This is a genomic window from Paraburkholderia sp. EG286B (assembly GCF_040965655.1).
Lineage (GTDB): Bacteria > Pseudomonadota > Gammaproteobacteria > Burkholderiales > Burkholderiaceae > Paraburkholderia.
Window position 1 is genome coordinate 1 of the sequence record NZ_JBFRCF010000039.1, and the last position, 12,509, is coordinate 12,509.

The 12,509-nt window shown below is 61.2% G+C and carries 10 protein-coding genes and 5 pseudogenes; 5 read left to right on the forward strand and 10 right to left on the reverse strand.

The window, feature by feature from the left end; all coding sequences use genetic code 11:
* Window positions 1–215 precede the first annotated feature (215 nt).
* The gene (locus AB4Y42_RS40195; RefSeq protein ID WP_368697390.1) at window positions 216–1,313 is read left to right on the forward strand and encodes an IS5 family transposase; all 1,098 of its coding nucleotides are present in this window, start codon (window positions 216–218) and stop codon (window positions 1,311–1,313) included.
* 278 nt (window positions 1,314–1,591) lie between these two features.
* On the opposite strand, the pseudogene AB4Y42_RS40200 reads toward AB4Y42_RS40195, so the two are convergent.
* A pseudogene (locus tag AB4Y42_RS40200) lies at window positions 1,592–1,738 on the reverse strand (helix-turn-helix domain-containing protein); the annotation flags it as partial.
* Between AB4Y42_RS40200 and AB4Y42_RS40205 the strand changes: the two are divergent.
* Window positions 1,670–2,308, forward strand: coding sequence for an enoyl-CoA hydratase-related protein (locus tag AB4Y42_RS40205; RefSeq protein WP_368697391.1), 639 nt, complete (start codon window positions 1,670–1,672; stop codon window positions 2,306–2,308). The pseudogene AB4Y42_RS40200 and the gene AB4Y42_RS40205 overlap by 69 nt on opposite strands.
* 163 nt (window positions 2,309–2,471) lie before the next feature.
* Here AB4Y42_RS40205 and AB4Y42_RS40210 read toward each other — a convergent pair whose 3' ends face one another.
* From AB4Y42_RS40210 to AB4Y42_RS40230, 5 genes and pseudogenes are all read right to left on the reverse strand, one after another.
* Window positions 2,472–4,028: a TolC family protein gene (locus tag AB4Y42_RS40210; protein ID WP_368697392.1), complete on the reverse strand. Its 1,557-nt coding sequence runs from the start codon at window positions 4,026–4,028 to the stop codon at window positions 2,472–2,474.
* Window positions 4,015–6,054 (reverse strand): FUSC family protein, encoded by a 2,040-nt coding sequence (locus AB4Y42_RS40215; protein ID WP_368697393.1) that lies wholly within the window; start codon window positions 6,052–6,054, stop codon window positions 4,015–4,017. The genes AB4Y42_RS40210 and AB4Y42_RS40215 overlap by 14 nt, the downstream gene beginning before the upstream one ends.
* Entirely contained in the window at window positions 6,035–7,087 is a 1,053-nt protein-coding gene (gene mdtN / locus AB4Y42_RS40220) for a multidrug transporter subunit MdtN (protein ID WP_368697394.1), read from the reverse strand. Before mdtN ends, AB4Y42_RS40215 begins: the two co-directional genes overlap by 20 nt.
* A 1-nt stretch (window position 7,088) precedes the next feature.
* Window positions 7,089–7,376 carry a hypothetical protein gene (locus AB4Y42_RS40225; protein ID WP_368697413.1) on the reverse strand — a complete coding sequence of 96 codons (288 nt, stop codon included), beginning with the start codon at window positions 7,374–7,376 and terminating at the stop codon, window positions 7,089–7,091.
* 362 nt (window positions 7,377–7,738) lie between these two features.
* Window positions 7,739–7,987 (reverse strand): annotated as a pseudogene (locus AB4Y42_RS40230) (DUF3331 domain-containing protein); the annotation flags it as partial.
* A 434-nt stretch (window positions 7,988–8,421) separates the two neighbouring features.
* Here AB4Y42_RS40230 and AB4Y42_RS40235 point away from each other — a divergent pair.
* Window positions 8,422–8,769: a hypothetical protein gene (locus tag AB4Y42_RS40235; RefSeq protein ID WP_368697395.1), complete on the forward strand. Its 348-nt coding sequence runs from the start codon at window positions 8,422–8,424 to the stop codon at window positions 8,767–8,769.
* A gap of 324 nt (window positions 8,770–9,093) precedes the next feature.
* Here AB4Y42_RS40235 and AB4Y42_RS40240 read toward each other — a convergent pair.
* From AB4Y42_RS40240 to AB4Y42_RS40250, 3 genes and pseudogenes are all read right to left on the reverse strand, one after another.
* Window positions 9,094–9,258 (reverse strand): annotated as a pseudogene (locus AB4Y42_RS40240) (IS5/IS1182 family transposase); the annotation flags it as partial.
* Between the two features lie 348 nt (window positions 9,259–9,606).
* Entirely contained in the window at window positions 9,607–9,954 is a 348-nt protein-coding gene (locus tag AB4Y42_RS40245; protein ID WP_368697396.1) for a hypothetical protein, read from the reverse strand.
* Between the two features lie 346 nt (window positions 9,955–10,300).
* Window positions 10,301–10,546, reverse strand: a pseudogene (locus tag AB4Y42_RS40250) (DUF3331 domain-containing protein); the annotation flags it as partial.
* Between the two features lie 859 nt (window positions 10,547–11,405).
* Here AB4Y42_RS40250 and AB4Y42_RS40255 point away from each other — a divergent pair.
* Entirely contained in the window at window positions 11,406–11,627 is a 222-nt protein-coding gene (locus AB4Y42_RS40255) for a DUF6436 domain-containing protein (RefSeq protein ID WP_368697414.1), read from the forward strand.
* A 322-nt stretch (window positions 11,628–11,949) separates the two neighbouring features.
* Window positions 11,950–12,123: pseudogene (locus tag AB4Y42_RS40260) on the forward strand (SCO family protein); the annotation flags it as partial.
* A gap of 51 nt (window positions 12,124–12,174) precedes the next feature.
* On the opposite strand, the gene cyoD reads toward AB4Y42_RS40260, so the two are convergent.
* Window positions 12,175–12,507, reverse strand: coding sequence for a cytochrome o ubiquinol oxidase subunit IV (gene cyoD, locus AB4Y42_RS40265; protein ID WP_368697397.1), 333 nt, complete (start codon window positions 12,505–12,507; stop codon window positions 12,175–12,177).
* Window positions 12,508–12,509 lie beyond the last annotated feature (2 nt).

Here is a 12,509-nt window from a genome sequence, read left to right on the forward strand (position 1 = left end):
CCAGATGATCCAGATACGCGTCAAATTCATCGACATCTTCTCTCATCGCGATCGCCCGAAGTCTGTATTATTCAATACTACCAGGTATCGCTTCGCTGCAAATGAATTTTGTGACACAGTAAGACTAGCAGGTTGCTGAAGTACCGCAGAAACACGTCATCGCGGAGAGTTCGTCGAACGTTGATAGATGGACTTCCACTTGCCACATCGAGATCATGCGCGGCGCCGACACGTTCACCGAGAGTCTGTTTTCTGTACGTAAGCTGGACGAGTTCGTTCCGAAGTCGCATCCGTTACGTTCGATCCGCGTGATGGCGAACGAAGCGCTCGCGAAGATGGATCGACTGTTCGCCCAGATGTACGAATCGGACACAAAGGGCGGGCGGCCGAGCATCGCGCCAGAGAAGTTGCTGCGAGCCATGCTGATTCAAGTGCTTTACAGCATCCGTTCCGAGCGCCAACTGATGGAGCAGGTGCAATACAACCTGCTTTTTCGCTGGTTCATCGGCCTGGCAATGGATGACGAGGTGTGGGTGCCCACGGTCTTCACGAAGAACCGCGAGCGATTGATCAAGCACGATGCGGTCATCGAATTCTTCAACGAAGTGGTAGCCATTGCCGAGAAGAAGTGTCTGCTCTCGGGCGAGCATTTCAGCGTGGACGGCACGCTGATCCAGGCGTGGGCCGGACACAAGAGCTTCGTACGCAAGGACGGTGACGATCAGGACGGCGATGGTGATGGCGCGGGCGACTTCAAGGGCGAGAAACGCAGCAACGAAACACATCAGTCGAGAACCGACCCTGATGCGCAGCTCTATCGCAAAGGCAAGACGGCCAGCGAATTACGGTACATGGGCCATATGCTGACCGATAACCGGCACGGCCTGGTGGTCAATGCACGCGTGACACGCGCCGACGGGCATGCCGAGCGTGAAGCGGCCAAGATCATGGTTCACGACGCGCGGCAAGCGGCAAAGGATCCGAACGCAGAAGTGACGTTGGGTGCAGACAAGGGTTACGACGCCCAGGAATTCATCGAGGCGTGCCAGCAGATGAAGGTCACACCACACGTTGCGCAAAACACCGCGGGGCGACGTTCGGCGGTGCCCGATACGATTGCCTCGAGCGTGGGCTACGCCATTTCGCAGCAAAAGCGCAAGTTGATCGAACAAGGTTTCGGCTGGGCCAAAACCGTGGGACGCATGCGCCAGGTGATGGTGCGCGGTTTGAAGAAGGTGGACCAGATGTTCGTGTTGAACATGGCGGCCTGCAACCTCGTGCGCATGCGATCGCTGGCAGAAGTCCGCCCATAGCGGCGGGACACGGCGGAAATGAGGCCAGAATCGACCTCACGCCGCTTTAAAAAAGGTTGGTTCGCACTGAAATTACACAATGCGAAAGATCGAGCGACGGCGGCCGCGTAAATGGAGAAAAGCCGCTTCCGTCGGGGTGTATTTCCGCAACCTGCTAGATCGTCTCGTGTGACACCAGATTGTCCTTGTTGGCAGCATATGCAATTGAGCCAACCAGAAATCTGCTCGGGAGACCCCTGTAGCCTCGGCTTTGCAGCAACAACTCCCGCTAGCGTCTGGTTACTCACTAATTTGCAAACCTTCGGCCGACGTGCCCGCTCCCAGGCGATCGCATCCGCCTGACTTGCTCGATAGCATTGGCGGCCTCCGTTGCGCTGCAACTCGCGGCTTATAGTGGAAGGAGCGCGTCCCAGCGTGGCTGCTATGTGAGCAGTGGAGGTGTTGCAAATGAAAATTATCGGCGCGGCATTCAGCGCATTCCGCGCGCGTTTCATGAGCTCGACGTGCCATGCATCGCAGCGGTCAACGGTCCTGCACACGGCGCGGGCTGTGACCTCGCATTGATGTGCGATATCCGCATCGCCGGGGAAAGTGCGCTTTTCGCTGAGAGCTTCGCAAAAGTCGGCATCATTCCCGGTGATTGCGGCGCCTGGCTGCTGCCGCGCGCGATTGGTCTCTCGCGCGCGAGCGAGATGATCTTCACTGGCACCCCGGTCGATGCAAGGCGCGCCACCGAGTGGGGCCTCGTATCCCGTGTCGTGCCCGACGGGGAGCTGATGGAATCGGCTTTAACGCTCGCACGCAGTATCGCCAGCAATCCGCCCGACGTCCTGCGCATGTCCAAACGGCTCGTGCGCGAAGGACAGCGCATGGATTTGCCTAGCTTGCTGGAGTTGTCGGCGGCGTTTCAGGGTATCGCGCATCGAACGGCGGATCATCGCGAGGCTCTGGCCGCTACCTTCGAACGTCGCGCGCCCGTCTATAGGGGAGATTGATGTGTGAGCGCGTCCGCCGCCGCGGATTCGTTCGACGCGAACGGCGCCACCGTGGCGCCATTGCTCGACCTTCGTGCGCGGCGCCAAACCCTTATCACGACGGCTTAAGCAATCCAGTTTGTCGGCGCCTACACTTTGTATACCTGCCTGATTCTTCGTCGCACTACCAGTTTGGCTCGCCATTCGCCGTCGTCGTACCGATCTCTCCGGTTGCGAGCGCGAGCGAGGCGGCGGCGGACAGCGCAGCACTGTAGCTGTCCGCATAGGCGTCCTGCGCCGCGATCAGCTGGTTTTGCGCGAGCAGTGCTTCTGTGATCGAACCGACGCCGTGCCGGTACGCAGCAAACGCAGCGTCATAGGTCGTCTGTGCCGCGGCCACCAGTTCCTTTGCAGCCGCATTCGAAGCAAGGCTTGTGGAGAGCGTGCTCTGTGCGGCGACAACCTGCCGGACTGCTTCCTGTCTGGTTCGCGTGAGCTGGGCGGACGCACTATCCGCGTCGTTGCGGGCCTGCATCAGCACAGCCGAACGTAACCCGCCGTCGTACAGTGGGATCGTCACGCCCAGGAACACGCTGCCGCTGCGGCGGCTGCCGGCCAGATTCACGGTCGCCGCCTGATCGCCTACCGGCGGAATCGCCGTGATCGCCGTGCTGCCCGTACCGTACGCCGCCGTGGCGGATAGGAACACCTTCGGCATGAAGGACGCTTCGGCCGCGCGGATCTTCGCCTGGTTCGCCTCTTCCAGTGCGTAGGCGCCCTGAACGTCCGGCCGCCGCGCGATCGCATCGGTGACGATTTTATCGACCGACTGGTGCAGTGCGGGTGAAAGCGCCTGCGACGCCAGCGGGGCGATCGCAGGCTTCGACAACGGCGAGATGCCGAGCGCGGATATGAGATTGTTATAGCTGTCGCTCAGCGCGCCATCCGCCTGCACTTTGACTAGATTCGCCTGCGCGCGATTCTGCGTGGCCTGTGCAACCTCGACGACCGTGGCGACGCCATGTTTCACCCGCGCCCGGGCGGCCACGAGAATGCCGTCGGCATTGTCGAGCGACTGCTGCGCCGTCTGCTCGCGCGCCCATGCGGCTTCGTACGCGTAGTACGCGATGCTCACTGCGTGGATCACCTGCTGGTGGACGGCCGTGAACGCCACGTTCGCCGCCACGGAAAGGTGAGTAGCGGCATCGACACGCGCGCGGCGGCCGCCGAAGTCGAACAGCAGCCATTGCAGTGAGAGCACGGAGACGGTGCCGTGAATGTTCTCACTGGTCGAAGCGTTGCCGAGCAACGTCGATTGCGAGCCCCCCGCGGCCTGATAGCCGCCCATCGCGGTCGCCGTCAGCTGCGGCAGATACGCAACCTTCGCGATACCCGCCGCCAGGGCCGCATTGCGTGCGTCGTTCCAGGCGATCCGCGTAAGCGGATTCGAAGTCTCCGCAAGATCGATCAGTTCGGGCAGCGTGTACGCGTGGTTCGGCTCGAGCGCCGCTGCGAGATCGACGGACGCCAGTCCGGCGCTATTCGGCAGCGTATAGCCCGCGCCCTGGGCAGTCGCGCCGGTGCGCGGCGGTCCTGGCACGATATCGCCGGCGGCGGTGGTCTGCGGCTGCCACGGGCGGTCCGGTGCGGCAGGCGCGAGATCGAGCGAGGACGTCGCGCATCCGGCCAGCCCGAGCGCGGCCAACACGATCAGCCAGGGCGTCGGTTCAACGGTGCGCATCGGTCTGCGTCTCCTTCGGTTCGCCTGAGCGTGCTTCGTCGGCAATCTGGTCAAGCCGCGCATCCATGACGTCAAATAGTGCTTTGACATTGAGGTCGGCCGCGCTTTCGACTGCGGGATTGGGGGGCTGCGCCTGCCTGGCGGTGTTGATCCGCCCGGCGGCGCCGTTCGTGGGCTCGCCGGACTCCATCCGCTGCTCGAGTTCCCGCAACCGCGCATCGGCCGCAGGGCCTGCGCGGCCGGCCGCCAGGACAATCGGTCCCTCCAGCGCCGCGAGCTCCGCGAGTGCACGCCGTCGGCTCGCAATCCAGCCGGAAGCGGGACGCACCCACGACGGTTCGTAGTGGATCACACCCAGATACTGGCGCAGGCTGCCGAGTTCGGCGAGCGCCCCAGCGACCAGCGCACTGCGTGTGTCAGGGTCGGTGGCGCGCGCAATCCGGGTCCACCGCGCAACGAGCGCGGTCAGCGCGGCATCGATCCGGCCGGCAACGCTCACGGGCCAGACACGCGTGAATATCAGGTAGGCCACCACGTTCCCAATCAGAACGCCAATTACGCGGTCGCGGGCAAGCGTGAGGTCGAACTTGGGCGCGGCACCCTGAACCACGCATAGAAAGAACGCAAACGCGATCTGCATGCCCGCGTAGCCAATGCGCGGCGAGCCGGTTGCGACCCACGCCGCGAGCCACGCACCCGCGAACACCAGCGCCATCAACTGGCCGATGGAGGTGAGCGCCGGTGTCACGAACACGATCGCCGCCGTGCCAAGCAGCGCGCCGATCAGGCAGCCGGCGATGCGCAGCGTCAGCTTCTCGACTGTCTCGGCAGTCGTGCCGAGCGAGACCATGTAGCAGGTGATAAAGCACGTGTGAATGCCCTGCCAGTCCAGCTGCTGATACAGCACGTAGCAGAACATCGCTGCCACCGTGGTCTTCAGGGCGTAGCGCTTATGAACGGGATTTGTGAATGCGTCCGCGTCGAAGAAGCCGCTTCGCTCCCGCGCTGGCTCGGCCGGCGCTGGGGGCGACAATGCTTCGGTCTTCGGAGGCGGCACGGCGAAACCCTCCAGCGCGGCGCGCAAATCGGCGAATACGAATGCAGCAAGCGGCCAAAGTCCGGCGCTCTCAGGCATCTTCGCCTCGAAGTCGACGGGATATCCGCCCGCGTCGAGCATCGTGGCCATCTGCTCCATGATCTGCGCCAGTCGGGCAGCGCAGTCGTCGGGAAACCGGGCGCCGGGTTCGCGCGTGGCGAGGTCCACCGCAACCAGGATGGCCGTGGTTGATGCCGCCGCCTGGCGCAGCGCAGCGAAGTCGGCGTCCGTCGACGTGCCTTCGAGCTTCGAAAACTTCAGCCATTTCATGATCTGCTGATCACCTTCGCGCAGACACGCCTCGAATGCGGCGCGCCCGGCGCCAGTGGTGGTGCCAGCCAGGCACTGCGCGGCGAGCTTGAGGCGCCTCGCGAGCTGCGCGCATGCCAGGCGCCGCGGCGAGGGTGCGAGGAGCAGATTCACGACGATCGCGATGCCAATCGGAATCGCGACACACAGCCAGACGTACAGCAGGCCGCGCGTCGCGGCTTCGCCGACCGGCGCGAGGCCCAGTTCGTCGAGTCCGAAACCGGTGATCATGGCCGCGATCGCGCCGACGGGCTTGAGCTTGCTCGCCGATGTCGCGAACAGAAGCGCGACCGAAAGCACCGTCATGCTCGCGACACGCTGCGCCGGTTCGTTGATGCAGAAGATCGCGACGACCATCACGATACCGATGATCACGGTCACAACCAGCAGCATGACGATCGACGTAACGATGCTCGTAACGCGATCCGGCTTGTTGAGGAGCAGCACGATATACGCTGAGAGCGAGGCCGCGGGCGTGCCATAGGCGCTCGTGACGAGCACGGTCAAAGCGCAGATCAGCGCAATCCGGGCGACCATCGATGCACGCCCCGGAAAGGGCGCGAGCAGCCGCGCGATTTCCCGCAGACCCGGCGCGCGGACCTCACCGGCAAGACTGGCCATGCCGGACCTCGACAATTGCGCTCGCGCCCACCCGCACCAGGCGCGGGGCCGGCGCATCGATCCGCACGCGAACCGGGAAGCGCTGCGCAACGCGCACCCAGTTCACCGACTGCTGCACGTAAGGCAGACCGCGCGGCAGGTTCAGGCGGTCGGTGTCCGTGATGCCGGCCCCGATGCCGATCACCTTGCCTTGCATGGCCACTTTACGGTCGATCATCGAATACACGGTCGCGCAGTCGCCGACGGCGATCGCACCGAGCGCCGTCTCGCGGAAATTCGACACGGCGAACCATTCGCCCGCGTGGATGAGCGTGAAGATGGACTGGTTGGGCAGGACCGTTTCGCCCGCGAGTATCGAGAGTCCTGTTACGTAGCCATCGAAAGGCGCACGCACAACGGTGTCGTCGAGCGCCCGCTGCGCGATCGCCAGCGCCGCCTCTCGCGCATGCATGGTGGCGATCGCATCGGCGTCGTCACCGACGGTCAGCGCAGACGAGCGCTGCTGTTCTTTGGCCTGCTGCAGCGACACGCTGGCGTCGCGCTGCGCGACCATCGCCTGGTCGAACTGCTGCGCCGAAACATAGCCCTGCGCCGCGAGCGGCTGCAGGCGATTGACGCTGCGCGTCGCCAGATCGTAATTGTGCGTGGCGCGGCGGGTCTGGTCGGCCGCGATGGCCGCGTTCGAGTTTTCGCCGATCAGCGTACGGTGCCGCGTGCCCAACTGGGCCCGCGCCATTTCGAGTTCGGCCTGCGCCTGGGCGACCGCGAGACGGTAGGGCACGGGATCGATCTCGAACAGCACGTCTCCCTTGGCCACCTGCTGATTCTCTTCGACGGGCACCCGAACGATGCGGCCGCCTACGGGCGAGGCGACATGAACGACGTCGGCGTCGATAGACGCGTCGTCGGTGGATGGATAGCGCGTCGAGCGGTCGTACGCGTACCAGAGTGCAGCGGCGCCGAACAGGACGATCGCGATGGCGATCGCGCGGCCTTGCCATTTACGCCCGGAATTGTCACCGGCCATTTTCATATCAGAATCGCCCCGTTCCGAACAGCCAGGCGAGTACCCCAACGACGATACCAATTGCCGTGCAGACAGCGAGCTGGTTGGGCACCCGGCGAACCCAGCCGGTGGCAACGAACGTGCGATGCGCGATCAGTGCACCCACGATCCCAGTCACAGCGCTCACAAGCCAGAACGGAAAGTAAGCGCCGAACAGCGACCAGGACGGTGCGCCACGAGCAGCGCAACCCGCGAGCGAAGTCACGACCAAGGGGAAGCAGGCGGTGGCAAAGCCGGGCCATGTACGATGAGTCATTGCTTTCGTGATGACTGGATTGGAAAAAGCGCTCAACTCGACTTCTCGCAAGCGACAGCAGCCATGACAAGTGACGTTACTTTCGCCGTCGCCGGGTTCGAGAGGAGCGCTAAGCCGACCGGGGCACATCGAAGCAAATGAGAGACTTTCACGGGCAGCAATGCGCTCCCCCAGTAAACGGCGCGCCAGCGCAGCGCCGGAAATGGGGAAGCAGATCCGGACTACACGTGAAGTCCAGATCCCGTCGACTCGATCCCGTCCTGCGCAGCCTCACACTTAGGTTGGTGAGCCAATCCCCGGCGTTCACGCGTCAACCGGAATTCTCCCGGCACTATTTCAGTTGTCTTGAACGCCTTCACGGAGATCATCGCTGATCCGTTCGGTGGGACAGGTCGCCCGGTGGGGCAAAATACGTCGTCGCCGCGTCGGATTACTCGTTGCGAAACGACGCACACTCCTGACACCCTCGCGGAACGACGGCGCCAACGTTGCTCGCCATAGTGGCATCGACCGGGTTCCACCCATCGGATAATGAGCGTGTCTGCGAATTGCTCAAGAATCTGGATCTGGACTCGTGGAACATCTTCTGCAGCGTACTCTCTCGTCCTCATTGGCTGCTCCTTGAATCAAGCCGTTTAACCGATTCGCGTACCACAGTCACGCGTCCGATTCGGTCAGTGAACAGCGTGACATGAAGAGAACTCTACGTTGCAAGGCGTGCACCGGTCCATTGCACAATGGTGTAGAGACATGCGCCGGTGGGACGCAGTTTCATGTCATACGTAAACCAAAGTGCAATTGCGGCTGTGCTGGGTTTAATTTAAATTCATTCGTAGAGGGAAGCCTTGTCGTGGACTTCGGGCAACTGGCTTGCGTATCGTGGGCAATCTCGTACCGAAAGGGGTGCAGTTCGTTTTCCTTCAGAACATGTTACTTGGGTTCGAAGTCGTGCTCATCGTCGCTCGTTGATTGTGGCGGCCCTGCTGAGCCGCGAGCTGAGTGACCAGGTCTGATAGGTTTGCCCAGTCCGCGTGAGAAGAGGACGTTGTCCCGCAACACTATTGCAATGCCTAAAAAACTGATTATGCGCGTTGATCTTGACCAGATAAGAAAACAGGCCGAATTGATGACGGGTGAGGCAGCCGATACCCTTCGACAAGTCGCCAACGAGATCGAGCTGCTTCGCAAGCACCTGGTCGAGGCCCATACCAGCAATGCGGACAGCGAACGACTCAACTGGTTAAGTGAGCAGGCCCATGACGAGTATTACCGCGAGATATGCCGTACCTACATCACACTGCCTCGCATCAAGACGCAGATGAATGGTGTAACGGCCATGACTCTGAGGGAGGCTATCGACCTCGTTCGCAAGCCACGGCATCGTGACTTTTAGGAAACGCCTCGACACCTCGCCGGCCGCACATGTTTCCAGCCAATGACGAGGTTCCCCCTCGATCAACCCTACCCCCGCTGCGTCGCCGCGCGGTCGTCCTGTTTCTCTGTGTTGCCGTATGCATACTGGTCGGGACCGGCGTGGCGCTGTGGCGATACTTCGGCGTGGGTGTTTCGACCCGTTATTCGAATCAGCCACTTCTCTTCCGGTACTCTGACTTGCGTCTGCCGCCCGACCTGGCAGGCAATACCGGCCGCATTCGTGTCGTGCACTTCTGGGATCCTGACTGCGCAGGCGTGTCCTGAGTTACAGGGACAACTCAACCGTTGTTGACGGCGTAACACCGACGAAACCGAGTGTTTTAAGCTCCAGTCCTTCGACAAAGGCCTCGACGATCCTGACCGGGTTGCCCTCGGCAACGAAATCGTCCAAACATTCAGACAATAGCGTTACCTGCCTACGGTCATTACCTTCGACGAATCGCTTCATGAGTAAATGCGTCCCCAGCCTGTTTCAAATTGCACGCGTAGCGGTACATAGCAGCCTGTGCGCTATCAACGCCCCCCCCCGGAGCGACTGCGTTTGGTGTCAACCCTATTGTCAAGGCACATGTGTTTGCCGTCGCCGCTACCACGCGGAAATCCGGCTCTCTTGGGCCGAAGCATATGGAACGGCAGACAGCAATGCGCGACACTATTACGCACCACAACGCAGCATGCAGGTCAGCACGAAACTCGATTTCATACGAAGCCGGGAGCGGCATTGACCTTCGAGTGCCGCTCGACATTTTGACTGCACAGCGCAAATGCTTGAGGGGGGCGGCTACTCGAAGGCAAGCTATCCTTCACAGACGACGGCCGACAGGACGAGCGGCATGACTTCCTTCACTGTCGCCGGGCTCCCAGTTTCGCGAACGCGGTCGCTAACCGCCTCTTTCCCTGCCATGACGACAACGCCATAGACCGGGTGGGACACATCACCTCCGCCGCTCTTTGCGAACATCGCATCGTTCGGCGAAAAGCCAAACACAGCCCGGACTTTGAATCCGAGTGCGGTCAAGTTCTGATTCGGCCTCAGTCGATACGCGTTGACCGAGTTGCTGGCCACTTCCATCGGTACCGGATCGATCTCCTTTTCTTCGACCAACTGCTCAATGAAGTCATGGGCTCCGATATGGCAGTCCATTCTGCCACCAATCTCGTTTGCGTGACTCACAGTCGAGACGATGGCGAAACCGACAACAACACGTCGGAGTACAAGAGAGGCTTTCCCGTGTCGCAATGCGAGTCTCCATGAAACGGCGCTGCGGCGCAGCGTTGGATCTGCAGTAGTTCATCCGGATCACACGCGGATCCGGATCCCGTTGAATTGGCTCTTACGCTGCAAAGTCTCGCGCCGGCTACTCCCGTTCGATAGACTCTTCCCCGCCCACCGCGGCCTCACATTGAGGTTGGCGAGGCGGTCGCCGGCGTTCGCGCGCCAGCCGGGATTCTCTCGGCGCCATATCGAATAGCTTGAACGCCTCCACGGAGATCATTGCCGATCCATTCGGCGGGACGGGTCGTTCCGCGGGGCGATATACAGCATCGCCGCGTCGAATTGCTCGTTGCGTCACAACGCACACTCCCGGCACCCTCGCGGTACGCCGACGCCAACGCTGCTCGCCATAATGACATCGCCCGGGCTCCACCCAGCGGATAAGGAGTGTGTTTTCAAAGTGATCGAGAATTTCGACCTGGACTCGTGCAACGTCTTCTGCATACTCTCTCGTCCTCATTGGATGCTCCTGGAATTAAGCCGGTTAGCTGATTCGCGTACCCTCCCGCGTGGGTCCTGCTAATCACCCTGCAGCGGGAAATCGCGTGTTAGTACAGGTTGGAGCCAATTAACGCTGGAAACACGAGGCCAATCTGGACCCGCGCATGAACGCGAAAGTCACACGCACACACTGCCTTCAGTGGACAGCGTGACATGACAGCAACTCTACGTTGCAAGAGGCGCACCGGTCCATTGCACATTGGTTTATCGAAACTTCGCACCGGTGGGACGAAGTATCAGGTCAAATGTAATCCAAAGTGTAATAGCGACTGCGCGCGGTTTACTTTAGATTCACTCGTAGGCGTAAGCCTTGCTGCGCTTAGTAAGCGGCAACCCACTCGTCGACCACACGGTCTATGGTCGGCTCCGTCGCTAATCAAAAGCGTCAACACCTCTTCTCTCGCCACATGTCTCCAGCCAACGAGGAGCCCCCAACTATTCCCCTGCTGCGTCGCCGCTCGGTCATACTGGTTCTCTGTACCTGCGTATGCATTCTGATCGGATCCGGCCTTGCACTGTTGCGATACTTCGGCGTCGGTGGGTCGACCGATTACTCGAATCACGCTGTTCTCTTTCGAGACTCCGACCTGCGTCTTCCCCCGAACCTGGCAGGCAATACCGGACGCATTCGTGTCGTGCACTTCTGGGACCCCGACTGCACAAGCTGTAACGAGAATACCCACGCCCACTTGAACTATCTAATCACGATGTTCAGAGGCACGAATATTGACTTCTATAGCGTGCGCAAGCCCGGTACTCGCGGCGAGTTACCAGACTTTCTGCGAGGCAAGCTCACGGCGTTATCGGGAATCCATGGAATGGAGCACATAGGCGCCAGCCCCGCGATCGCCATCTGGGCTGCGGATGGAAAACTTGCCTATGTGGGACCCTACAGCAACGGCCTTGTGTGCAGCTCGGCCAACAGTTTCGTGGAGCCGATCCTGGATAAGCTTGTCGCGGGGGAACATGTCGAACCCTCACCGATCGTGGCAGTCGGATGCTACTGCCCGTGGAATTCAATCCCGGGCGAGCACCTATAGAAAATCATCATTGGTCGCACTGACGACACGCCCGGCTTCGCGCGTGACCCGCCGCACCCCTGCCTCCAGCATGTCCGATAGCACGATGGGGCGCCGGTAGGAAGCTCGCAGCCCCCCGCTGTCGCCAAGAGATCTGTACGGTGCTCATGCTCGTCTTGAGGAAGTGCCGCAAATAAACTCATCGAGGCTGTACGATGTCGACCTGTCGATGAGGCTTCCGGGCAAATTCCATCTGTGCGATACCAGCGGGAATTCGCGAACGCTGACGGACTTCCGGGGCGTCGTGGTCCTGCTTGTCTTCGGCAACACGTAGAGTCCGGATATGTGTCGGACAACCCTGCCGCGCGCGTCACAGATCGAATGGTTGGCTGGAGATCAAGACGACAGACTGAAGATCGTCTCTGTTTCGGCCAATCCTGAGATGGAAACATCGGTGCTTCTGGTGGCCTGCACGGCGGCGTTCGCGCCGACGCTCGTCGGACTAGGTGGCAAGAGCACAGCAACGGCTGCAGCCGCACGATCCTGCGGGTGTGCTGCACGCCGTGGATCAATGGATCATCATGTTGAAGTGCATGCTCCAGATGATCCAGACCGAGAGCACCACAACGATGAACAGGATCACAAGCGTGAACACGAAGCTGATCAGGTTCCAGCCGCCCTCCGAGGAACGGCTCATGTGCAGAAAGTACACGAGATGCACCACGACTTGCATGACCGCGAATATCACGGCCACGAGCAGCGTCGTCGCGCGCGGCAGCACCGGATGCATGAACAGCGCGAACGGGATGACCGTCAGGACGATCGAGAGGATGAAGCCCGTGTTGTAGGACTTCGCGCTGCCGGGCGCTTGCCCGGCGCGGGTAGTCGCATGGTTTGCCATGG